This window comes from Rhodococcus sp. 05-2254-6, from assembly GCF_002258565.1.
Taxonomy (GTDB): Bacteria; Actinomycetota; Actinomycetes; order Mycobacteriales; family Mycobacteriaceae; genus Rhodococcoides.
Window position 1 is genome coordinate 21,838 of record NZ_NOZF01000126.1, and the last position, 21,727, is coordinate 43,564.

At 60.3% G+C, this 21,727-nt stretch carries 21 protein-coding genes; 18 read left to right on the forward strand and 3 right to left on the reverse strand.

Annotated features, from left to right (window positions below):
* The first annotated feature begins 11 nt into the window (after positions 1-11).
* The 15 genes from CH256_RS16105 to CH256_RS16175 all read left to right on the forward strand — a co-directional run bounded on the left by CH256_RS16105 (position 12) and on the right by CH256_RS16175 (position 16,611).
* Positions 12-1,067, forward strand: a complete 1,056-nt coding sequence (locus CH256_RS16105; RefSeq protein ID WP_033188359.1) for an asparagine synthase C-terminal domain-containing protein — start codon at positions 12-14, stop codon at positions 1,065-1,067.
* Positions 1,064-1,807, forward strand: a complete 744-nt coding sequence (locus tag CH256_RS16110; protein WP_015586125.1) for a TauD/TfdA family dioxygenase — start codon at positions 1,064-1,066, stop codon at positions 1,805-1,807. The genes CH256_RS16105 and CH256_RS16110 overlap by 4 nt, the downstream gene beginning before the upstream one ends.
* A complete protein-coding gene (locus CH256_RS16115) occupies positions 1,800-3,266 on the forward strand; it encodes a class I adenylate-forming enzyme family protein (protein WP_032365002.1) in 1,467 nt (488 codons plus the stop codon). The genes CH256_RS16110 and CH256_RS16115 overlap by 8 nt, the downstream gene beginning before the upstream one ends.
* 32 nt (positions 3,267-3,298) lie before the next feature.
* On the forward strand, positions 3,299-4,459 hold the full coding sequence (gene argJ / locus CH256_RS16120) for a bifunctional glutamate N-acetyltransferase/amino-acid acetyltransferase ArgJ (RefSeq protein WP_032365003.1): 1,161 nt from the start codon (positions 3,299-3,301) through the stop codon (positions 4,457-4,459).
* Between the two features lie 874 nt (positions 4,460-5,333).
* Positions 5,334-5,642 carry a helix-turn-helix transcriptional regulator gene (locus tag CH256_RS29010; protein ID WP_368665489.1) on the forward strand — a complete coding sequence of 103 codons (309 nt, stop codon included), beginning with the start codon at positions 5,334-5,336 and terminating at the stop codon, positions 5,640-5,642.
* Positions 5,643-6,252: 610 nt separating this feature from the next.
* The gene (locus CH256_RS16130; RefSeq protein ID WP_015586129.1) at positions 6,253-7,104 is read left to right on the forward strand and encodes an SAM-dependent methyltransferase; all 852 of its coding nucleotides are present in this window, start codon (positions 6,253-6,255) and stop codon (positions 7,102-7,104) included.
* 39 nt (positions 7,105-7,143) lie between these two features.
* Entirely contained in the window at positions 7,144-7,995 is an 852-nt protein-coding gene (locus CH256_RS16135) for an SAM-dependent methyltransferase (protein ID WP_032365004.1), read from the forward strand.
* A 95-nt stretch (positions 7,996-8,090) separates the two neighbouring features.
* On the forward strand, positions 8,091-9,290 hold the full coding sequence (locus CH256_RS16140) for a cytochrome P450 (RefSeq protein ID WP_015586131.1): 1,200 nt from the start codon (positions 8,091-8,093) through the stop codon (positions 9,288-9,290).
* A gap of 13 nt (positions 9,291-9,303) precedes the next feature.
* Positions 9,304-10,218 (forward strand): 4Fe-4S domain-containing protein, encoded by a 915-nt coding sequence (locus tag CH256_RS16145; RefSeq protein ID WP_080730063.1) that lies wholly within the window; start codon positions 9,304-9,306, stop codon positions 10,216-10,218.
* Between the two features lie 6 nt (positions 10,219-10,224).
* The gene (locus tag CH256_RS16150) at positions 10,225-11,163 is read left to right on the forward strand and encodes a transketolase family protein (RefSeq protein ID WP_015586133.1); all 939 of its coding nucleotides are present in this window, start codon (positions 10,225-10,227) and stop codon (positions 11,161-11,163) included.
* Between the two features lie 28 nt (positions 11,164-11,191).
* Entirely contained in the window at positions 11,192-11,959 is a 768-nt protein-coding gene (fas4, locus tag CH256_RS16155; RefSeq protein ID WP_015586134.1) for an adenylate dimethylallyltransferase Fas4, read from the forward strand.
* A complete protein-coding gene (locus CH256_RS16160) occupies positions 11,956-13,272 on the forward strand; it encodes an FAD-binding protein (protein WP_037192296.1) in 1,317 nt (438 codons plus the stop codon). The genes fas4 and CH256_RS16160 overlap by 4 nt, the downstream gene beginning before the upstream one ends.
* A gap of 14 nt (positions 13,273-13,286) precedes the next feature.
* Entirely contained in the window at positions 13,287-13,868 is a 582-nt protein-coding gene (locus tag CH256_RS16165; protein ID WP_202902193.1) for a TIGR00730 family Rossman fold protein, read from the forward strand.
* A gap of 106 nt (positions 13,869-13,974) precedes the next feature.
* Positions 13,975-15,279, forward strand: coding sequence for an NtaA/DmoA family FMN-dependent monooxygenase (locus CH256_RS16170; protein ID WP_015586137.1), 1,305 nt, complete (start codon positions 13,975-13,977; stop codon positions 15,277-15,279).
* 129 nt (positions 15,280-15,408) lie between these two features.
* On the forward strand, positions 15,409-16,611 hold the full coding sequence (locus tag CH256_RS16175; protein WP_032365006.1) for a phthiocerol/phthiodiolone dimycocerosyl transferase family protein: 1,203 nt from the start codon (positions 15,409-15,411) through the stop codon (positions 16,609-16,611).
* 48 nt (positions 16,612-16,659) lie between these two features.
* Here CH256_RS16175 and CH256_RS16180 read toward each other — a convergent pair whose 3' ends face one another.
* The 3 genes from CH256_RS16180 to CH256_RS16190 are packed head-to-tail and all read right to left on the reverse strand — an operon-like array spanning position 16,660 to position 19,582.
* Positions 16,660-17,220, reverse strand: coding sequence for a hypothetical protein (locus CH256_RS16180; RefSeq protein ID WP_015586139.1), 561 nt, complete (start codon positions 17,218-17,220; stop codon positions 16,660-16,662).
* Between the two features lie 39 nt (positions 17,221-17,259).
* On the reverse strand, positions 17,260-18,690 hold the full coding sequence (locus CH256_RS16185; protein ID WP_015586140.1) for a cutinase family protein: 1,431 nt from the start codon (positions 18,688-18,690) through the stop codon (positions 17,260-17,262).
* Between the two features lie 46 nt (positions 18,691-18,736).
* Positions 18,737-19,582, reverse strand: a complete 846-nt coding sequence (locus CH256_RS16190; protein ID WP_015586141.1) for a hypothetical protein — start codon at positions 19,580-19,582, stop codon at positions 18,737-18,739.
* A gap of 334 nt (positions 19,583-19,916) precedes the next feature.
* Between CH256_RS16190 and CH256_RS16195 the strand changes: the two genes are divergently transcribed.
* From CH256_RS16195 to CH256_RS16205, 3 genes are read left to right on the forward strand one after another with little or no spacing between them, the layout of a single operon-like run.
* The gene (locus CH256_RS16195; RefSeq protein ID WP_015586142.1) at positions 19,917-20,198 is read left to right on the forward strand and encodes a hypothetical protein; all 282 of its coding nucleotides are present in this window, start codon (positions 19,917-19,919) and stop codon (positions 20,196-20,198) included.
* Positions 20,195-21,304, forward strand: a complete 1,110-nt coding sequence (locus tag CH256_RS16200; protein WP_015586143.1) for a conjugal transfer protein — start codon at positions 20,195-20,197, stop codon at positions 21,302-21,304. Before CH256_RS16195 ends, CH256_RS16200 begins: the two co-directional genes overlap by 4 nt.
* Before the next feature lie 33 nt (positions 21,305-21,337).
* Positions 21,338-21,670 (forward strand): hypothetical protein, encoded by a 333-nt coding sequence (locus CH256_RS16205; RefSeq protein WP_015586144.1) that lies wholly within the window; start codon positions 21,338-21,340, stop codon positions 21,668-21,670.
* Positions 21,671-21,727 lie beyond the last annotated feature (57 nt).

Consider the following 21,727-nt stretch of genomic DNA (forward strand, 5'->3'; position numbering starts at 1 on the left):
ACGGAACAGTCATGATCACGACGCCGCTGCACGGCGAATGCCGAGTCTTTCTCTCCCGCACCGATGATGCACGGACATGGGCGGTGGGAGCGCAATTCGCGGCGACCGCCGCGAGTGTCGGTCACCGCGCAGGAACCACCACGGCACTTCGCCCCGGGACGACTCTGGTCTGCTCCGCCGACGGAGAGTTGTCGGTGCACCGCGCTGTCCCCCGATCGTCGCCGTCGGGCGGTGTCCCAGGGTGTTCGCTCGAACAGGCCATGGGGTGGCTCGACCATGGATTACGCACTGCAGCAACGGAAATCGCATCGTCGGGTCGTCCCATTCGCTTACTGCTCTCCGGTGGTGTCGACTCCGGACTCCTCGCCTCCTACTTGTGGAGGGCCGGTGCCGACGTCCGTGCACTGACCCTCCGCACACCCTGGGGTGACGAAATCGACGGTGCCTCTCGAACAGCGCGCCACGTCGGTCTGCCGCTCGACGTCATCGACGTCACCGCACAGGAATCGACAGCGGCGATCTACCCGTGCATGCAGCACACTCAATCCGATGATGCAGAAGTCATCACCGTGCATCTGCTGGTGACAGTGGCCTTCGAGTTGGCGCGAGCATGTGGTGCCGACCTCGTGACCGGACTCGGCAGCGATCTGCTCAACGCCGGAAGCGATTTCGGTATGGGCGCAGTCGCCGGCGATCTGAACGAACGTATCGACGACGCCAGCGCATCAGGAATGATGGTGACCGGCCAATTCACCCCAGGGCCGCGCATGTACCACCCGTACTGGAGTCCTGCTCTACTGCACCTTCAACAGAGTGTCCCCGCTCAGCTGAAGACCGTCGACGGCATCGAAAAGTACTACCTCCGCGAGCTCGCGGCCTACCAACTGCCCCGTGAGACTGCGTTCGGGAGAAAAGTCGCAATCCACCAAGGGGCGGGTTTGTCAGCAGGGTTGGACGGCGCGCTCGGAGAACAACTGGCTGCCGTCTGTGCCCAAATCCGGGCACAGACCCTCGATGAGGTCCCTCTGGGAAACCACGATGTTGCGGTCGGCGGTGAGCAGCGGTGACGGCCACCGATCCCGGAGATCTCGCGGCAGTGGCCACCCGGGATGGATTCGCTCTGGTCGGCGACGTCGACTTCGGCAGAAGCGACTTCGAGGTCTTCGTGCAGGGGCTCGGGACTCTCGCCACACATCGGTTCGGCACCGGAAGCGCAGGTCTGCTCGATCTCGACGCAAGCCCGCTACCGGACCGCGTCGTCACCGGGCGCAGTGCCCTGCCTCTGCACACCGACGGCACACTTGTCGGGACCTGTCCCAAATACATTGCGCTGTATTGCAATGCAGTCGATCAGCCCACAGGATCCGGACGCACAGAACTCTGTCTGCAATCGGATCTACTCGATGCAACACTCCCACCGGACCTGAGCACGGTGACCGACGTGGATTGGGAGTACTACGTCACCGACCAATCCCACTTTCCCGACGTCGCGCACCGCTGGCTGTCGATTCCACCTGCAGTGCGATCAGCAACGGGGACAACGCGGTTGAACGTGGCACTCCCGTTCACCGAGGAACGGACCACCCCCGCAGGATGGTCGGTCCGTCTGGCGGGCTCGACCGAAGAAGACAGCCGGGCCGTCTTCGCACGGCTCGACTCCTACCTGCGGGGCAGTACCAGCTTCTACTCGCACGACTGGGCCCCGGGTGATCTTCTCGTCCTCGACAACGAACAGGTTCTGCACGGGCGGACAACGATCGAACCGGGCAGCGTCAGACACTTGTTCCGAGGACAGATCAATGTCTGACGCGCGAGGGTTCCTCGCCGCACTGAACAGCATGCCCCAACAGGATCAGGACGCACTTCACCAGGGACGACGCCATACGACGTTCGGGGAGCTGTCGGCCGCGGCGATGGCATGGCGTGATGCACTGGCACCGGTGATCGACGAAGGCGACGTGGTCGTCGTCGATCATCACCCCGGGGCCGCAGACTTCGTTGCAGCACTACTGGGAACGATGGCCGCCGGCGGCGTGCACCTGGCGAGCCGGACGCGGCATCCAGCATGGGACCGACTGAGCGCACTGGGCCGCCGCTGGCACGCCATTACCGACCACGACATCGACCCCGACCTGCCCGAACTGGCCTCCGTGTTCGATGCAGCAACCCGAAAGCTCCGATACTGCAACCCAACGCGTCAATGCGACGTGACCGAGCACGACACCGTGCGAGGAAGAATCCTCGAAACATCCGGATCGAGTGGTGAGCCGAAATGGGTGTACTGGACCGAGGAATCGCTGTTCGCCGACCGCACCGACTGGTGCCAGCAGCTCGGTCTGACAGCCGACGATGTGATCATCAACATCCACCCCCTCGATTTCGCGCACGGGATGGACGTTCACGTTCTCGCGGGCTTGCTCTCGGGAGCACCCACGGTGCACCTCGACGCCGGTCTCCCGGCCTCTGCCCACGCGAGAGCGATTTGCGACTGGAACGGTACCTATATGAGCGCCCTTCCCTCGCACTACGACGCGATCGCAGCGTCACCGGCGGCATCGGAGCGAATGGGTGAACACCTGACCACCGCACTGACGGGCGGGGCTCTCCTGACGCCGACCACTGCGCGACTGATCCACCAGCGGTGCGGGGTCCACCTACGCAGGCTCTACGGGGCCACCGAGTGCGGCATCATGTGCGCAGATCTGCGGCCACAGTTGCAGAGCGCGGCCGAACTGCGGCCCCTACCCGGGGTGGAGATGCGAGTGCGCCCCATCCACGGAATCGACGCAGATACCTATCGAGTGGGCGAGCCCGAATTCCGCCGAGCGCACCGAGCCGAAGGCTACTGGGGACACCCGGACCGTACACAGAGCGCATTCACGGACGGCTGGTATCGAAGCGGGGACGCGGTGATGGTCCACGACAACGGTGCCATCAACGTCCTGGGCCGCATCGATGACGTATGGACAAACAACCACGGTCAACTCTGTTCGGCAGGCGTCCTGGTCGACGAGATCACCGCACTCGACGAGGTCGACGAGGTCGTCGTCTTCGCCCCAACGGCCACAGGAGCAGACACACCGACGACAGTACTGTGCCGCCTGGCACCCACCGGGGCAGACCTCGGACGAATCCACCTTCGCGTCACCGAAGTGATGAACAGCTGCGGTCTCATCGGAAAGATCACTCTGATGTCCGACTGGCCGAAAACGTCTGTCGGCAAGCCCGACCGGCGCGCATTGCTGGCATGGTGCAGAGCGTCCTGAGTTCGACATCACACGGATCAGAAAGGGCAGACATGAGCGCCGCGTCCCCACAAGGGTTTCACTGCTGGACAACCCATTTAGGACTGGCAGACGAAGGTAAAGACGACTTCTCCATGGTCATCTCCGACAGGCCGTGCACCTCGTCGGTCGTTTTCACGAAGTCACTGTTCGCGGGCCCCTGCGTCACCTTGAGCAAGACCTCGATCGAGCAGACCAGTCCGCGCGGGGTCCTCGTGTTGGCGAAGAACGCCAACGTCGCGACCGGCGCGGAAGGGCTCCGCAACGCCAGCGAGATACGCGCATCCGTCGCACGAACCGTAGGAATCGAACCCGATGCCCTGATAATGGCCTCCACCGGAGTCATCGGAGTGCAATATCCGATGGACACCATCCGCGCCGGACTCGACGGGCTCGGCCAGGGAACACCACTCGACGCGCACGCGGTGGCCCGAGCGATCATGACCACCGACACCCGCGCCAAGGTCTCCGAACGAGCCGTCGGCACCAGCACCATCGTTGGAATCGCGAAGGGCGTCGGGATGATAGAACCGGACATGGCGACCATGCTGTCGTTTGTCTTCACCGACGCCGACGTCCCCCAGGACACGCTCAACCGAATCTTTCGTGACGTTGTCGACCGCACCTACAACTCGGTCTCGATCGACACCGACACCTCCACCAGCGACACAGCGGCGGTCTTCGCCAATGGTGCCGCCGGCCCGGTACCCGATACCGAGTTCGAGCAGGCTCTCGAGGAAGTGTGCACGGATCTGGTGAAAATGATTGCCAGCGACGGCGAAGGTGCGACCAAGCTGATCGTCACTACGGTCTCGGGTGCATCGAGCGAGCGCCAAGCGCGCGTGGTCGGGAAGTCGATCATCAACTCTCCCTTGGTCAAGACGATGATCCACGGTGAAGACCCCAACTGGGGTCGAGTTCTCATGGCTATCGGAAAATGTAGCAACGAGGTGGACATAGAACCCGACAGAATCCGAGTCGCATTCGCGGACATCGATGTGTATCCGAGCTCGTCACTCGACCAGCACGACACCGTCGAGGTGGTTCGTGAACACCTTGCAACTGCCACCGTCGAGATCAACGTAGACCTCGGAATCGGCACCGACACCTGGAGAGTGTTCGGTTGCGACCTCACCGATGAATACATTCGAATAAACGCGGACTACACCACATAGAGATCACTCCAATCACTTCACCAACAGGCCGCAGTAACGTGGAGTGGGCATCCGGCCTCGACGCCTCGACCTGTCGAAGCCGTTACAGCACGTCGCCTGTGGCCGTTGATGTTGCCGGTTCTGCCGGACTCTGGACATGAGCAAATTAAAGACCGAACACGATTCGCGCCGGGGGGCGAAAATGGCTGCAACCGATAGAGAACCTTCAAAAAGGTTCCGAGACAATGCCCATAACGACCGCAATGCCACAACTCTGATCAAAACTTCCGACCACGCATCTAGCGAAGAGCGTAGTCACGAGCTGTACACCGTGTACGGAACCGCGTGTCACGCGCCTGAACGACAGTGTATGACACGACTCACTGCGCGAATAGTCGATGGGGACAGCTTAGCGTCGATTCGGTGCGGACCAGGAGAAATTACTCGTCGACAGGTTGATCTCGAAGCCGATCCACGATTCTCCGTGAGGATTCAATACGTCTTATCGGGCGAAGTAATTCTGTCGCAGAACGGCGTCCAAATATCGCTGAAGAGTGGAGGCATTGGCCTATACTATAGCGATTACAGTTATACAATGACTGTAACCCGTGCCAGCTGTTTAGCGGTAGTCACGTTACGGCAGAGGGTGGGCTCAAGAGAAGACTTCGACGCCGCCTCGGGTCGAGGTCTTCGCGTTGTGCCAAACGCTGAAGGTACGGGGAAAATACTCTCAGATACTTTACATTCTACTTCGAGAGAAATTGGAATGCTGAACACGTTCACGGCTCATAATGTCATCTCAGCCGTTCGATTACTGGCGTGGGAAGGAATGCACCCGCCCCATGGCCACGCACCGCCTGACCAGCAATCCGGCCTCGTAGCGACGGCGCGCTTGATGATCGAGAAGAATCTTTCTGATCCCACGCTCAATCCCGACCTACTCGCGCGCAAACTACATGTATCGGTTCGTCAGCTGCATCGCGCTTTCGAGCGAGAGGAGCGAACTCTGTCCGCTTATATAGCATATGAGCGCATTGAAAGGTGCGCTGCCGATTTGATCGACCCAAGCTTACAACAGATACCGATAGGCGACATCAGTGCGCGGTGGGGGCTTAGTGACCAGTCGAGACTTTCTCGGCTATTTCGCGAGTTGAAGGGTTGCTCGCCTTCGGAATTCAGAAGGTTTTACGCGGAACCCAGCTAATTCGAGAACACATCCACCGATCAATTCCGAGTGGTCAAGACCGGAACGAAGGTTCTCGTACCGGCGCGCCGCGTCGACGTGATCGAACTCGCTGGGCAACAAGTACACGACCGGGTGACGGATTCATCAAGACAAAATTCTTGACCTTGCTCGAGGTAGTGACGGTCCGGCTATCCGTCCACGGTAGCTACCACGCAACTCCGTCACGTCCGCGCGCACTCGCGCCGATCGGGGCATCGCCTTCACGGCATAAGACGATTGATCTGCGGGTTCTCGCGGTAGACGTGGCTGTAGTCGTTGTCGACTTTGGAGGGCCCGACTCCGAGGACTTGATCGTTGGCCGGTTGCGGCTTCCATGGTCTCCTCACGGCCGGCGCAGATGGGTGCCTACCTGCACTGGACCCCGTAGGGGACTTCGACCCCACTTGTCGCACGGTGCCAAAGTTTTGTCGCTTCGCGACGAAGAGCTGTGGAGGTATTTCCGCAATTAATTTCGATAAGTAGCGTCGAAGACATCATCAAGTCGCCGACCTTGCAGGTCGCAATGGTTCATTCGACATGTCGACTTGAGATACAGAAATGATGGGGAGAACCGAAGAAGGAGACTGTGATGATCTCGGCAGATCAATATGCGCGCGATAGCTATGAACGTGAGTTGAAAGCTCACTGGGACGCTAAAACAACCGATGACATCAATCTCCTACTGGGCGCTGATGATGATCTTTACCACCATCACTACGCGATTGGCGATTTCGACCGCTCTATTCTGGATTCCGTAGGTGAGGAGCGAGAGAACGCGATTTTGCGAGAGTTGCATCGAATGGAGAATGATCAAGTCGGACTGATCCTCGACGCCCTCGGTCCTTTGCCGCCCAACTCTCGCGGCATGGATGCCGGGTCAGGTCGCGGGGGAACATCTTTTCGTCTCGCTGGAGCGACGGAGAGCCGAATCGACGGCGTCAATTTTTGCGAACATCACGTCGCGTTCGCCGAGCAGATCGCACGCAAACGCGGTTGGGATAGCCGCGTTCAATTCCACCTCGGGAACATGCTGCAGGCACCATTTCCTGATCACACTTTCGATTTCGTGGTCTCAAACGAGACGACGATGTACGCCGACGCGTACGAAGCAATGGCCGAGTTCTCCCGCCTACTGCGACGGGGCGGTCGCTACGTAATGACCACCTGGTGCCGCAACGACGCAGTCGACCCACGCTCGGACGCGACAAGGCAGATCGATGAACATTACGTATGCCGAATGCACCGCCGAAGCACTTACTTCAAGGCCTTCGCGGCAAACGGCCTGATTCCGTACCGCGTGGCTCAGTACACACACGAAGCTATGCCGTACTGGGAGCTACGCAACAACAGCAAACTCCGCACCGGCGTTGAGGATGCGTTCCTCAGCGGCTACAGCGACGGTTCACTGAACTACCTAGTGATTGCGGCCGAACGCATCTGAGACATCCACCCGGAAACCACAAACTTGAAGGAGCCTGAAATGCCGAACCTCGACGTGGCAGTCCTCGGCCAGCATGACGTACAGCAGCGCCGCTACTGGGATGCCAAAAAATCCGACGATATCAACCTGCTGCTGGGCACTGAAGACGGCTTGTACCACCACCACTACGGAATCGGTGACTACGATCACTCTGTACTCGCTGCACCTGCGGAGCTGCGGGAGTCACTGATCCTGCGCGAACTTCACCGGATGGAGTCGCTGGAAATCAACCTTATCGTCGATGCATTAGGGGAGGTCTCACCGAGCTCTCGTGTCATGGACGCGGGATCGGGGCGAGGCGGAACGACCTTCACAATCGCTGATCGATTCGGCTGCCGGGTAGACGGGGTGAACTACTGCGCTCACCATGTCGAGTTCGCAGAGAAGTTGGCCCGTGAACGCGGGAGCTCGGACCGTGTGCAATTCCACTTCGCAAACATGGTTCAGGCCCCCTTCGAGGACAACACCTTCGATTACATCGTCTCCAACGAAACCACGATGTGTGTCGACCTAGGGGAGGCGTTCACCGAGTTCGCCCGGTTGCTGCGCCCCGGCGGCCGCTATGTCGCAGTCACCTGGTGCCGCAACGACGTAGTTGCTGAGCGTTCCGAGGCATCACGGTTGATCGACGAAGAATATCAGTGCGCTATGCACACCCGCAGTACTTATTTCCAAACTCTGGCAGCAAATGGTCTGGTGCCGTATCACGTTCAGCGATACACCGACGAAGCCATCCCGTACTGGGACCTGCGCAACCAGGCAGCGTTGCGCACAGGTGTCGAGGAACCATTCCTCCAGGGCTTCCGCGAACGCAGCATCGACTACTTGGTTATCGCGTGCGAGCGTCTGTAGCGGTGGCCTGAGATATCCGAGTTATCCACGCGCCAGCGATCCTCGGCATCGGCGCGCCACTTCGTCCTTCTACAAACAATCGAAGGGATTCCGGTATGGCCGGAACGGCTGATTTACCTTTAGAAATGCGACGCAACGGCCTGAACCCGACCGAAGAGCTCGCCCAGGTCCGTGACCGCGACGGTGTTATCCCAGTAGGAGAACTCTACGGGGCCCCGGCTTTTCTCGTCTGCCGTTACGAAGACGTCCGGCGAATCTTCGCAGACTCAAACCGGTTCAGCAACGCCCACACGCCAATGTTCGCAATACCCAGCGGCGGCGATGTGATTGAAGATGAACTAGCCGCCATGCGCGCCGGTAACCTCATCGGACTCGATCCCCCCGACCACACCCGCTTGCGTCATATCCTTGCTGCGGAGTTCTCAGTGCACCGGCTCAGTCGCCTGCAGCCGCGCATCGCAGAGATAGTGGACAGTGCATTGGATGGTCTCGAGCAAGCCGGGCAACCCGCCGACCTTATGGACCGTTACGCGCTACCAGTCTCTTTGCTCGTACTGTGTGAGCTGTTGGGAGTGCCCTATGCCGATCGCGACGAATTGCGAGATCGAACAGCACGCCTCCTGGATCTGTCGGCATCTGCAGAACAACGAGCGGTTGCCCAGCGAGAAGACCGTCGATACATGGCCACCCTGGTTACCCGTGCGCAGGAACAACCCGGTGACGACTTGTTGGGAATTCTGGCGCGCAAGATTGGCGACAACCTCAGCACCGACGAACTTATCAGCATCATCAGTCTGATCATGCTCGGTGGACACGAGACCACAGCAAGCATGATCGGCCTCAGTGTACTGGCCCTTTTGCATCACCCGGAACAAGCCGCCATGATGATCGAGGACCCGAACTGCGTCAATTCCGGAATTGAGGAATTATTGCGGTGGTTGTCGGTCGCCCATTCGCAGCCACCGCGCATGGCAGTAACCGAGGTGCAAATCGCCGGGGTGACCATTCCGGCAGGATCTTTCGTCATCCCGTCCCTATTGGCCGCTAATCGCGACAGCAATCTGACGGACAGACCCGACGACCTCGATATCACCAGGGGAGTAGCCGGTCACCTCGCCTTCGGGCATGGCGTCCATTTCTGTCTTGGGCATTCACTCGCTCGGATGACCCTGCGCACGGCCGTGCCGGCGGTACTGAGGCGCTTTCCCGACCTAGCCCTCTCACCCTCGCACGACGTTCGGCTCCGCTCCGCCAGCATTGTTCTCGGCCTCGAAGAACTACAGCTGACGTGGTGAGAAGCGAGCGGTCATGAAAGTCGTCGTGAACGAGCGGAGGTGTTTCGGCTCCGGTCAGTGCGTGCTCGTCGCGCCCGAGGTCTTCGAGCAGAGTAACGACGGCACAGTCACATTGCTCGTGGACAAACCTTCCCCAGACAACCATTCGCTGGTACGCGCGGCTGCACGTTCCTGCCCAGCTACTGCTATCCGCTTCGAAGAGAATGCGATGCGACAAGAGCCAACCGAATTCAGCTATGACGATCTGCCTGCTCTGATCTCCCGTATGCGGGGAGACGAAAGGCACTCGTTCTCATCCTCATCGACGATGGACGTGCTGTGGGTACTCTACGACGAAATCCTCAACGTATCCCCCGAGAGCCCCGACGACGACGACAGGGACCGCTTCTTGCTGTCCAAAGGTCACGGCCCGATGGCCTACTACGCGGTACTTGCGGCCAAAGGGTTCCTCCGACCAGAGCTCCTCGATACCTGGGCGACAAAGAACTCACCACTCGGCTTCGCGCCGGATCGAACCAAAATCTCGGGTGTAGAAATGTCGGGTGGCTCGCTCGGCCATGGCTTGCCGCTCGCAGTGGGCGTCGCGATGGGACTCCGTATACAAAATCGTCACGCACCGAGAGTCTTCGTGCTCATCGGCGATGGAGAGTTCGATGAGGGCAGCAACCACGAGGCGATGGCTTTTGCAGGACGCGCGCGCTTGAACCAACTGACGGTCATCGTCCTGGACAACGGCACGGCAAGTATGGGTTGGCCGCATGGAATCGATAAACGGTTCGACGGTGAGGGTTGGGACACAATCAACATCAACGGTGCTGACCATGAGGAGATCGCTGCGGCACTGAATCGAGATCACAACGACAGACCGCTCGCGGTGGTCGCCACCGTTACTCGGCAATCGGCCCGTTCGTCCATTCAGCAGAGATGAATCGCCATGAATTCCGCAGACACGCAAGAACCAAAGTCCTTCAACCACACTGACATGTGGACCGCATTCGGAACGACCATGTCTGGTGCATTGGAAACAGACCCCCGCGCCGTAGTTGTGCTGGCCGACATCGGAGCCCACCTCTTCAAAGCGGCCGCGATCGCAGATCCCAACCGCGTGATCAACGTAGGGATCAGGGAACAGCTGATGATGGGGGTAGCCGGCGGGCTCGCCATGTGTGGCATGCGACCCGTGGTACACACAGTCGCCGCCTTTCTCGTCGAGCGGCCTCTTGAACAAATAAAGCTGAACTTCGCCCAGCAAGATGTCGGCGCAGTCCTGGTCAGTTGGGGAGCCTCCTACGACTTGTCGGAGTTCGCCTTCTCCCATTTCACCCCGGGCGATATCACCGTCATCGATTCGATGCCCAACTGGACAGTTCACGTGCCAGGCCATCCACAGGAGGCCGCCGATCTTCTCCTCGAATCGCTACCAGGCGATGGACGGGTCTACCTACGGCTGTCGAGTCAGGTCAACCGTTACCCCCATGCGGTCCGAGGGACATCGTTCACACCTATCAAGTACGGCACCCGCGGAGTCGTCCTCGCAGTCGGGCCCTGTTTAGATGCGGTGCTGTCGGCAACCTCCATGCTCGACGTAACCATCCTCTACGCGGCGACGATTCGCCCCTTCGACGCCACGGGCCTGTGTGCCGCGGTGCAAGCCGTGAACCGTCCGAACGTCGTGTTGGTCGAGCCCTATCTGGCAGGCACCTCGGCGCACCAAGTCTCGTCCAGTCTCGTCAGCCATCCCCATCGGCTGCTCTCCCTGGGCGTTCGACGTGAGATGGAAGATCGCCACTACGGAACCCCCGACGACCACGACCACATTCACGGACTTGACGCCCGTTCCCTGAGTAATTCGATCAATTCCTTCCTCGGCTGAGCACGACCCGCGAGAGAAAGGAATCGGGATGAAGGAATCAACCATGGCACAGACGCAAGCAAGGTTTGATCGGGTGCGATGGGAACCCGGCGTATACGCAATCGTCGGTGCCACCGGAATTGGAAAGAGCGCCGAAGCGAGCAAGTTGGCATTGAGTCACTCGGCTCCGATTGTTGTTGCCGACCGTATCCAGTGTTACTCCGATCTCCTGGTCACCAGTGGTCGAGCGTTCGACGCGAAAGTGGAAGGGCTCAACCGCGTTTGGCTCGACAACCGGACCATACATCAGGGCAACTTCGATCCGGACGAGGCCTTTGACCGGCTGATAAAAGTACTGACCTCGTACGTTGATCGCGGCGAAGCGGTGGTAATGGAGGGCGGTTCGATATCGCTCATTCTTCGATTCGCGCAAACGATATCCAACCTACCGTTCCCAGCTGTCGTGAATGTTATGCCTATTCCTGATAGGCAACACTACTTTGCCCAGCAGTGCGCAAGGGCACGACAAATGTTACGGGGAGATTCAACGGGCAGGAATTTACTCACCGAACTGGCGGAAGCGTGGGTTCTAGGCGATCAGCACAACTTCATAGCCTCGGTTGCGGGTCTGGACTGTGTACTCGACTGGTGCGCCACGCATTCCGTAACACCAGAGGAGTTGGCCAACCGAGACCTCACCACGGAGGTGCTCGACGAACTGGCGGCATCAATGGGTGGCCGGTATGTCGAGCACGGCGTCCTTCAGCAGGAAATATTTTTAAGAACCTTCGGTGCCCCAGGTGTGACCGCCAGATGAGCGGGATCTGGCACACCGACGACGTGCACCTGACATCCGCCGGGGCTGATTTCGGAAACTGCATCCATGCGAAACCGTCCGTCGTTGTCGTGCCACGGACCGTGGCCGACGTGCAGGAAGCCCTGCGCTACACCGCGGCGCGGAACCTATCGCTCGCGGTGCGCGGATCCGGACACTCGACTTACGGGCAATGCCAGGCAGATGGCGGAGTCGTGCTGGACATGAAAAGGTTCAACACCGTCCACGACGTTCGATCGGGGCAGGCCACGATCGATGCGGGTGTGCGATGGAGCGACGTGGTCGCTGCCACGCTCAGCCGCCAGCAAGCCCCTCCGGTACTCACCGACTATCTCGGGACCACCGTCGGCGGAACGCTTTCGGTCGGAGGCTTCGGGGGATCGAGTCACGGCTTTGGCTTGCAAACCGACAACGTGGACTCTCTTGCTGTAGTTACCGGATCGGGAGATTTTCGGGAATGCTCCGCCGTATCGAACAGTGAACTTTTCGACGCCGTGCGCGGCGGCCTCGGTCAATTCGGCGTAATCGTCAACGCGACAATCCGTCTGACCGCTGCTCACGAGTCGGTTCGACAGTACAAATTGCAGTATTCCAACCTCGGCGTATTCCTTGGCGACCAACTCCGCGCCATGTCCAACAGACTATTCGACCATGTACAAGGACGAATTCGTGTCGATGCCGACGGCCACTTACGTTATCGACTGGACCTAGCCAAGTACTTCACCCCACCACGAAGGCCAGACGACGATGCGCTGTTGTCATCGCTCCAATACGATTCGTGCGCCGAATACAACTCGGACGTAGATTATGGTGACTTTATCAACCGTATGGCGGATCAGGAGCTTGATCTTCGGCACACAGGTGAGTGGTTCTATCCACATCCATGGGCCAGCCTGCTGATCCCGGCAGACAAGATCGAGCAGTTCATCGAAACTACCAGCTCCTCATTGACGGATGACCTAGGAAACTCCGGGCTGATCATGGTTTACCCGATTCCAACAACACCGATCACCGCACCGTTCATTCCGATTCCTCACTGCGACACATTCTTCATGTTGGCCGTACTTCGAACAGCATCCCCAGGGGCCGAAGCCCGAATGATTGCCAGCAACCGCCTGCTCTATGAACAGGCTCGGGATGTAGGCGGGGTGGCCTACGCAGTCAATGCTGTCCCCATGTCACCGGGAGATTGGTGTACGCACTTCGGTTCGCGATGGCAGGCCATCGCACGGGCTAAGCGTCGCTTCGACCCATACAGGATCCTCGCCCCTGGATACAGAATGTCATTCGACTGATGAACCTTCGACCAATGCCCGCGACTACGGTCTCGGCACAGGCCCGCCCGACCCCCAAGAGCGTCACGGTCTTCTGCGGAGCTATGCCAGGGCGCGGGACCAAATATGGACAGCTCGCAGAGGGGATGGGGCGTGCGATTGCTAGATCGAAGCTGCGCCTCGTTTATGGTGGCGCCCGAGTCGGCCTCATGGGCACCCTCGCGAACGCGGCCTTGGACTCCGGCGGAACCGTCGTTGGCGTGATCCCTGAGAGCTTCACTGCGATACCCGAGGCTGCGCATCATGGACTGACAGAACTACACGTCGTCCATGACATGCACCAACGCAAAGCTCTCATGGCCGAACTCGGTGACGCATTCATTGCCCTCCCCGGCGGTGTCGGAACCGCAGAAGAGTTCTTCGAGGTCCTTACGTGGTCACACCTGGGGCTTCACAATAAACCCTGTGTACTGCTGAACGACAACGAGTATTACCGCCCCTTGCTCTCCTACATCGAGCACGCTGCCGTCGAAGGATTTATCACCCCCGCAACCCGGTCTCGCGTAATCGTCTGCAAAGACATCGAGGGGGCTATCGCGGCCATTCGCTCACCCTAATTAGTGGGACTTCTGCCTGGCCGGTAGATCTGCTCCGTCCTCGGTGCATTCTATATCGCTCACGTTCCACCCAGTTCGTCCGTATACGAAATTTGGAGGCACGTCGATGTCTGTACGAAAATTTCACCTAGGCTGGTTTGTCGGTTTCTTTGCTAACGATTTCACCGGCGACTTCTCGCCGCCTGAAGAGCCATGGGATGGCCGATTCTATGTCGAGATGGCGAAGTCGCTAGAGCGCGCAGGATTCGACTACATGATGTTCGAGGACACGGTGTCGGTACCCGATGCATACGGGCGATCCTTCGATGCGTACCTGAAACACGCCCTGTGGGTGCCGAAACACGACCCAGTGCCGTTGGCGTCGGTGATCGCGGCCGCGACCGACCGCATAGGCGTAATCGCTACGATGTCGACGGCCTTCTATCCCCCATACATGCTGGCACGCACTGTCTCTACGGTCGACCACATCGCTGGTGGGCGCTTTGGATGGAACATCGTCACCACCGGTCAAGATCAGGCCGCGCGCAACTTCGGCATGGATCGTCTGCTGCCGCACGACAAGCGCTACGAGGTAGCACATGAGTACGTCGACCTTGTCCGAGATCTATGGAATTCCTGGGATCGAGACAACATCGTCCGTGACCGCGAGTCAGGGACTTATGTTGCGCCCGGCACTGTTCGGGCAGTGAACCACACTGGGGAGCATTTCCGTTCGGCGGGTCCGCTCAACACGGTGCACCCACCCAATGGGCAACCAGTTTTCGTCCAAGCTGGCGGATCCCCCAAGGGCCGCGACTTCGCCGCGAAGTACGCCGACTCGATTGTTGCCAACGTCAACACCGTGGAGACGATGCGGGAGTTTCGTGACGATGTCCGTAACCGGGCGCAGGCACACGGTCGAGACCCTGACGACATCAAGGTTCTCTTCATCGCGATGCCAGTACTCGGTGCCACTATGGATGAGGCTCAGGCCGCGAATAAACGGAGAATGACCAGCGACCGGGCCATCGAAAACATTCTTTTGCAACTGTCTTTCGTCACCGACATCGACTTCTCTCAGTTTCCGCTCGACGAAGTACCTCCGCAAGACTTGACAACCAATGGCGAGCAGTCATCACTGGAGAGCTTCCTGCAGCACGGTAGCGGTAAAACTCTGCGCGAGCTGACCATTGATTACCTCGCTCCGTCTATCGAACTGGTGGGGACGCCTGATCACGTAGCGGAGCGCATGGGGGAGATCGTCGACGAGGTAGGCGGTGACGGATTCTTGATTTATACCGGGTCGAACTCGCTCACCCGCCGATTCATCGCTGAGATTACCGACGGCCTCGTGCCAGCTTTACAACGAATTGGGCGAACGCGGGTGGGATATTCGTCGGTGTATCTACGTGACAACCTTCGTGAGTTCTAGTTTTGGTGCTCGTTCGCGCCATCTCCCGAGGCCATCCCATGATCAGAAACGCTCCTGGTGGTGCCGGGCTCGTGATCATCGAGCTGCACGTCCCCTATCGAACAGCAATTTAAGTGACAGGAATTTGTGGTGACTGTGGATTACTCTATTCGGGGGCTCGCTCCCAGTGAGGCGCTCTACGTCGACTTGGGAGTTTTCATCGGGTATTCGGTGCGGGCTCGCGGCGATTTGAACATATCGGGGCTCTCGGCGGCATTTGCGACATTGCGACGCTCGTATCCTGTGTTGGCTGCGCACGTGGAGACGATCGATGGAGACCATATGATCGTCAAACCATCCGGTCCGCTGCCCGGCCTCAGCGTGCACACAGGGGATCCCGGTCAGCCGCTGAGCGGGGTGAACCTCAGTGCGGGCCGCGCCCTTTCCGGGCTACACGTCGTCGGCGATTCCGCCTGCGCGAGTGTGACTTTACTAACCCACCACTGCATAGCCGACGGTCGCCATTCTGTAGATTTGCTCAGCGATCTGTGGTCTTTCTACACCGACATTGTGGAAGGAAAGACCCCTGACGCGGTTGTTCATGGCTATCCCGAGTCGCTGGAAAAGCTGTTCTCCGAGAGAGGAATCGACACACCCGATGTCGGCAATGACGAACCATTAGAGTCGGCATTAAACAGGCCGCCGACGGCTGGCTATACCGAGCCACATCGTGCGATGACCCAACTGCGTTGTCGTTTGAGCAGGCGAGTCACGACCGGGCTCATCGACTTCGGACGTCACCATGGAGTTACGGTAAACGGCCTAGTATCTGCCGCTATCATGCGGACCGAGTCAGATCTGAGAAGTGTTCGGCTCGCCGACATCGCCTACCATTTTATTGTGGACCTCAGGCCTCACGTCACACCTGCAGTGGATTCCACCGCGGGAACAAATATTGTCGGCTTCCCCGTCTATCGGGCTACGGCCGAGTCCGTAGAAATCGTGGATCTGGCTCGCAGTTTAAATGAGGAATTGCACATCGATCTCGCCGCCGGCCACCTCCAAAGTGAAGCCCTGACAGCCGCGAAGATGGCAGTGCTGTTGCCTGAACCCAACGAGGTTCGTTGCACCAATGGAGGCACGGTTCCACCATTGCGATCGCCCGCAGGACTCAAACTCGAGGACTGCCGGCCCGCGCCAGCTGGGTTTTCCTTTCCTGTTTACATCGTCCATGGGTATGGCGGTCGACTGAACATCGAGTTTGCTTTGCCGCACGGAGCTTCCCGCTACGACATCGGCCGAGGCCGGGAACGGATCAGAACGCTCGAATCCCACCTTCGTTCCGTGGCGTGATTGACCAGGCACCGGTTCCGTGAGGCCGCGCCACGCAAGGTCAGCGGATCAACCGTTATTCAGACAGTCCCGGTCTCGCAGACGAGGCTCAGCGAAATTCCGCAACGCTTCGGAGATGCGTGGGGCGTTGAGATCGGTGATCGTGGCGAGGTAGACGTTGGCGCGGTGTCCGCGGTGAGCGAGGACGGACAGGAGTTGGAGACTGCGGTTGCAGGTGAGGCGGAGGGTGTCTACGACGCCTTCGAGGGAGTCGATGACGAGGTATGCGGGGGTGAAGTCGTGGGTTGTGGCTTGACCGTTGTCGATCAGAGTTTTGCGTTGGGTTGTGAATCGCCAAACGGAATCCATGATGTCGACAGGGTCCGGGTCGGTGTCCGCGGTGGTCGAGAACGTGGGGGTTCTGGACGGGCCAGTGATCATCCATACGTGCGGAGAGTGGCCGCTGAGGGTGTCGGCGAGGGTGTGTGCGAGGTGCGTCGACGCCGCGGGATCGGCGTTCAGGAGGAGATGACCGTCGCGCTGGGGGTGCCACGTTTTGGTACCCCCAGCGTCGTGCACGTCGATGCGGACAGCGATGTCGGTGTCGGGGTCGTCCAGCTCTGTCAGCATCGTGACGGTTCCTTGTGTTCGAGTAGGGAGGTGGGTCGGCTACGAAGCAATCTGTGCCGTGGGGTTGGTGATGCGGGTGCGGAAGAGGTTGGTGAGCTCGTCCGCTCCGGTTCGACCGTTGTCGGCCATCGGTTCGTTCGCGTAGGAGTTGTGCGAATCGGTGGCGAGCGAGGTGGCGTAGTTGAGCACCTCGTCGAGCACGCGGCCTGGGGTGAGATTATCGGCCAGCCGGTTCAAAAGGGGGAACTCGTCGAGGGGGAGTGCGCGGAGGGTCTTGCGGACCGCGTTGTTGACCTGGCCCACGAGTTTGCCGAGATCGGCCGGTAGAGCCACATAGTTCTGGGCCGCGGCGTTGGTGGAGATCCGCGCTGCGGTGGTGCCGATCGCGATGTACTCGTTGATAGGCAGCTTGGACACCACGGTCCCGATCATCGAACTGAATTGGCTCGCGAAGCTGATGACTTGGGGTGTGAGGGTCGCCAGCAGTGCCGGAACGGCGAACATGTCACCGCGGTGGATTGCATCGGTGAGCTGCGAGACGGTGGTGGCCATCGGGGCGATGTCTGCCCCGGGGATGGTCATTTCTGCGACCTTTGCGCTCAGTGTTGAGACGTTGCCGGCGAGGTCGAGTGCGAGCTGCGGCACGGTGAGCATGTTGCCTGTGGTCACTGCGGTGTTCAGTTTGCCGAGCGTGTCGGTCAGGGGTTGGCCGTCGAGACCGAGAAGCGTGGTGACGACTCCGGCGACCGAAGACGCGGGATCGGTGGCGTCGATCTTCGATCCGAGTTGCCCGATGAACTGTGTGGCGATGGCGTCGTCGGGGGTGTTGCAGTACGTGTCGTCGGGATCGCACACGCTGGCGGTGACGTTGTTGAGAGCTCCGAATCCCTTGGGTCGCGCACCGACGAAGCCGTTGCCGGTGGTCTTGGTTCCGAGTTGAACGCCGGCGGTCGGGCTCTGGCCGGGGTCGGCCATCAGGCCCACGGCAAAGATGCGATCGGCGCTCACCGGGCCCTCGCCGTTTCCGATCTTGCTGGCTAGATCTCCCGCGGCGTCGGCCCCTTGGGAGAAGCCGGTCAGCCCGAACTTGGTGCTCGGGCATTCGGCTGCCTTCTCGGAGATGTGTTGCGATGCGCGATCGATCGCTTCCTTCTTACTGGTTCCGTAGGTCTGGGCCTTGTCGTTCACGATCGTCGCGACGTAGGGAACTGTGTATGTCTGCAGTTCCTGGGATGAGAACTCGGAGTCGAGTGGGTCCACGACGTTGCGGAGCATTCCGACCGGCACATTCGGATCGGCCTGCTCGTTGGTTTCCGTGGTGCCGGGTATGGCCACCAAGATGTTGTCCGGGCATGCCGGAGCACCGGCTTGCGGATCGGCAATGGCGGAGGGAATGACGACGATGCTGGCAGCGACGGCGAGCCCGACTGCGCTGACAACGATCCTCTTGCGTGTACGAGATGCGGTCATGATGTGCGTCCTTTGTAGGTGAGAGCGGGGTTGGTGCAGGTGGACTTCAGCTCGCCAAGGCGGACTCATGGTGTGATCGGGTGTAGAAGAACGTCCGCTTTCCCGGCGAGGGAGTGTTGCCGGTGCGTGCTGCTACTCCGTCGCGGACTCGCGCGACAGCGCGGCTCAAGCGCTGTCGAAGGGCTGCCGGTGAGCAGTTCTCCTCGACGGCGAGCGATGCGAGATCGGCACCTTCGGTGACGAGATATGCACGGATCAGAAGTGAGTGCTCGTCGGCAGTGATGGTCTTGGACTGCACTGCCCATGCAAGAACCGAATGCAATTCCCGTGCCGATACCTCCCCCGGATTGCTGGTCGTGCGGTCATCGGATCCGTCGGCAACCCGGTGGAGCTGGTCGGGTTCGGCCGGCGTTTCCACCGCAGATTCGCAGGTCTTGGTGATCAGACCCAGCGTCCGAAGCGAGAGTGCCCCGGCAATCCCAGTGCCGCCGGGACGGTGCGAAGCGATCACCTCGTAGAACGCGGCGATGGTACGCGAGGCACGTTCTTCGCGGCTGTGATCGGTTCCGTCCAGCCGCGCGTAGCGATGGATTCGGACCAGCTTGGGGAGCATCAACCGGACCAAAACTGTGCCGGCGAGGGCGCTGCCTGCACTGTGCTCGGTGAGCAGAAGGGACAGGGTGGCGTCACTGTCCTGAGCGGCAAGCTCAGCGATGTCGGCCACGGAGCGAGCGGACGACCATGCGGGGTGTCGATCGGCCCACGTGCGGACTTCGCGGCCTGCGAGAGCGTCGACACAGAGATTGGTCCACTCGGCGTTGATCGTCGTAAACAGCGATGTGCTGTATCCGAGTGGGGTGGAGGAATGCGAGGAAGGCTGCGGCGAGGTCACTGGGGCGCTCCTGATAGAGGCAACTGAAGTTCGATCGCCTCTGACACAAACAGCGCCTTATATCCGCTGAGCTGCGGATTCTTACTCGAAAAGGCGGAGCTGTTATACCCGCCGGGTCCGGCGGAACCAGAAAACGGCAGCGCCCCGCGTTCGACATAGACCGCTGTGACCTGCGGTTACACGGCGACGGTGATAACAGCCCGACGAATCGCAGCGGGGCGGTGAAAAAAAGTTCGAGAAATTTCCGGTCGCCTCTGTCACAGACCCGCCCGCGAAGGGATCTACCTGTTCTCAGAAGCCCGTACACGGCGGGCTACCGACAGGAGGACCCCGGATGGACGACCACGATCCGTCGGCCGCATTGCTCTCGGACACCGCTCGCGTGCACTCGGTGTCCGAAGAGATCCGCGGCCTCGCGGCGCAACTCGGCGACAATCCGCTCAGCGCAGAGATCGCCAGCCGCGTCCGCGAGGTCGTGCTCGGTGAGCCGGCCGAGCAGGCGCGGGCAGCGCTCGAACGGATGATGGCGACCCGGGGTCGAGGCGCTCTGCGATTGGTCGACGAGGGCTTCGTACCCGCCACGGTCGAGCCGTCTCGGCACGAGGAGATCTCATGAAGATCCATCTCCGTAAGAAGGGCTCGAACAAGCCGACAGAAGCTGCGCCGGCCACCGAGCTTCATCAGTGGGCCGGCAAGCAAGCGGTCGCGACCAAGGCGATGAAGTGGGGTCTGTTCGCGGCGATCGGCTCCGGAGTGGTGGCACTGGTTCTCGTCTTGGCCGGCGTCGGGTCCACGACGCCGATCCAGAGCAAGGCAAACCCTCAGACGGTCATCGACACAGCCCGCGAAGCAGCAGCGACCGACCTCGCGCAGGACTTCGTGTTGACGTGGTTGCAATCCAAGCGAGGAGACGAGAAAGCCCTCGCGCGCTTCGTCCGCACCGACGGCATGTCGCTTCCGGCTCAGGCGAGCTATACCGCGTCCGAACCTCGAATCGCGAGCGTGAAAGCAATCGACCCGCCGGCGCGAAATCAGGGTCCCACAGGATCGACATCGCAAGGAGGACCGCTACAGGCGGCCGGCCAGAACTACGCGATCGTTGTGTCGGTCTCGGTGGTTCCGATCGGGGCAGACCCGGCGACGAAGCCGGAACGTCGATACTTCTCGGTCCCTGTCGTGTTCGTGGGAGACGACGCGCGGGCTGCAGCAGTCCCTGCTGCTGTGGCGGCCCCGGCAACCGGCGGTGACCTCACACTCGGCTACCGATTCCGAGTCGGCCTCGATCACTCGCTCACCCAGTCGATCAGCCAGTTCCTCTCGGCAATGGTTGCCGGTGCCGGAGAAATTTCTCGCTACACCTCACCCGGCACACCGATCCGTGCCGTCACCCCCGCGCCGTACACCAGTGTCCAGATCACCGACCTCGTCTCGGACACCGACTTCTCGGCGGGTGCGTCCGGATCCCCGGCAGATGGTGCGACGGTACGGGTGCTCGCCACCGCGACCGTCACAGCCACGGACCGAGCGCAGACCTCGACCGTGCAATACCCGCTGACAGCGATCGCCCGGGGTGGCCGGTGGGAAGTATCCGCGCTCGACCCGATGCCGTTGCTCGCGAACTCGACCGGACTCAGCGCAGCAACCCCAACCATTGCGGTGCCGACCTCGACTGGTGCCAGCACTACCTCCTCCGTTCCCGCAGCGCCCGTTCAACCGAACTGACGCTCTGCTCCCCCTATCCGAAAGGTACGAACAATGACCATTACCTCGATCCTGGCCGATCCGTCGTCGACCGTCGTCGCCGAAGGAATCATCGAATGGGCCAACAACAAAGGTGCGGAGGTGCAGGGCCTCATCCGCACTCTCGTGGGCGTCGGCGTCGCCGGGTTCATCGCCGCGATTGCTTTCAAAAGTCACTTCGCCATTGCCAAAACACTGGTGGCGATCGTGGTCGGCGGGGCACTGATCTGGGTGATGTGGAACATCACCGCCGTCAAAGACAGTGTCGGCGACGAGCTTCCCGGCTCCGCCTCGCCACAAAGCAGCGAGGTCGTCGTGGTGCCCGATCCGATCGCGGCGTTCATCTGACACTGCTCGGCCAACTCACGAACACCTCGATTCAACGACCCCCGCAGGAGTGTGACC

Excerpts from the sequence above, each read along its gene's own strand:
- CH256_RS16105 (WP_033188359.1), top strand. The coding sequence starts at position 12 with ATGATCACGACGCCGCTGCACGGCGAATGCCGAGTCTTTCTCTCCCGC.
- CH256_RS16115 (WP_032365002.1), top strand. The coding sequence starts at position 1,800 with ATGTCTGACGCGCGAGGGTTCCTCGCCGCACTGAACAGCATGCCCCAA.
- argJ (WP_032365003.1), top strand. The coding sequence starts at position 3,299 with ATGAGCGCCGCGTCCCCACAAGGGTTTCACTGCTGGACAACCCATTTA.
- CH256_RS29010 (WP_368665489.1), top strand. The coding sequence starts at position 5,334 with ATGATCGAGAAGAATCTTTCTGATCCCACGCTCAATCCCGACCTACTC.
- CH256_RS16130 (WP_015586129.1), top strand. The coding sequence starts at position 6,253 with ATGATCTCGGCAGATCAATATGCGCGCGATAGCTATGAACGTGAGTTG.
- CH256_RS16135 (WP_032365004.1), top strand. The coding sequence starts at position 7,144 with ATGCCGAACCTCGACGTGGCAGTCCTCGGCCAGCATGACGTACAGCAG.
- CH256_RS16140 (WP_015586131.1), top strand. The coding sequence starts at position 8,091 with ATGGCCGGAACGGCTGATTTACCTTTAGAAATGCGACGCAACGGCCTG.
- CH256_RS16145 (WP_080730063.1), top strand. The coding sequence starts at position 9,304 with ATGAAAGTCGTCGTGAACGAGCGGAGGTGTTTCGGCTCCGGTCAGTGC.
- CH256_RS16150 (WP_015586133.1), top strand. The coding sequence starts at position 10,225 with ATGAATTCCGCAGACACGCAAGAACCAAAGTCCTTCAACCACACTGAC.
- fas4 (WP_015586134.1), top strand. The coding sequence starts at position 11,192 with ATGAAGGAATCAACCATGGCACAGACGCAAGCAAGGTTTGATCGGGTG.
- CH256_RS16160 (WP_037192296.1), top strand. The coding sequence starts at position 11,956 with ATGAGCGGGATCTGGCACACCGACGACGTGCACCTGACATCCGCCGGG.
- CH256_RS16165 (WP_202902193.1), top strand. The coding sequence starts at position 13,287 with ATGCCCGCGACTACGGTCTCGGCACAGGCCCGCCCGACCCCCAAGAGC.
- CH256_RS16170 (WP_015586137.1), top strand. The coding sequence starts at position 13,975 with ATGTCTGTACGAAAATTTCACCTAGGCTGGTTTGTCGGTTTCTTTGCT.
- CH256_RS16180 (WP_015586139.1), bottom strand. The coding sequence starts at position 17,220 with ATGCTGACAGAGCTGGACGACCCCGACACCGACATCGCTGTCCGCATC.
- CH256_RS16185 (WP_015586140.1), bottom strand. The coding sequence starts at position 18,690 with ATGACCGCATCTCGTACACGCAAGAGGATCGTTGTCAGCGCAGTCGGG.
- CH256_RS16195 (WP_015586142.1), top strand. The coding sequence starts at position 19,917 with ATGGACGACCACGATCCGTCGGCCGCATTGCTCTCGGACACCGCTCGC.
- CH256_RS16200 (WP_015586143.1), top strand. The coding sequence starts at position 20,195 with ATGAAGATCCATCTCCGTAAGAAGGGCTCGAACAAGCCGACAGAAGCT.
- CH256_RS16205 (WP_015586144.1), top strand. The coding sequence starts at position 21,338 with ATGACCATTACCTCGATCCTGGCCGATCCGTCGTCGACCGTCGTCGCC.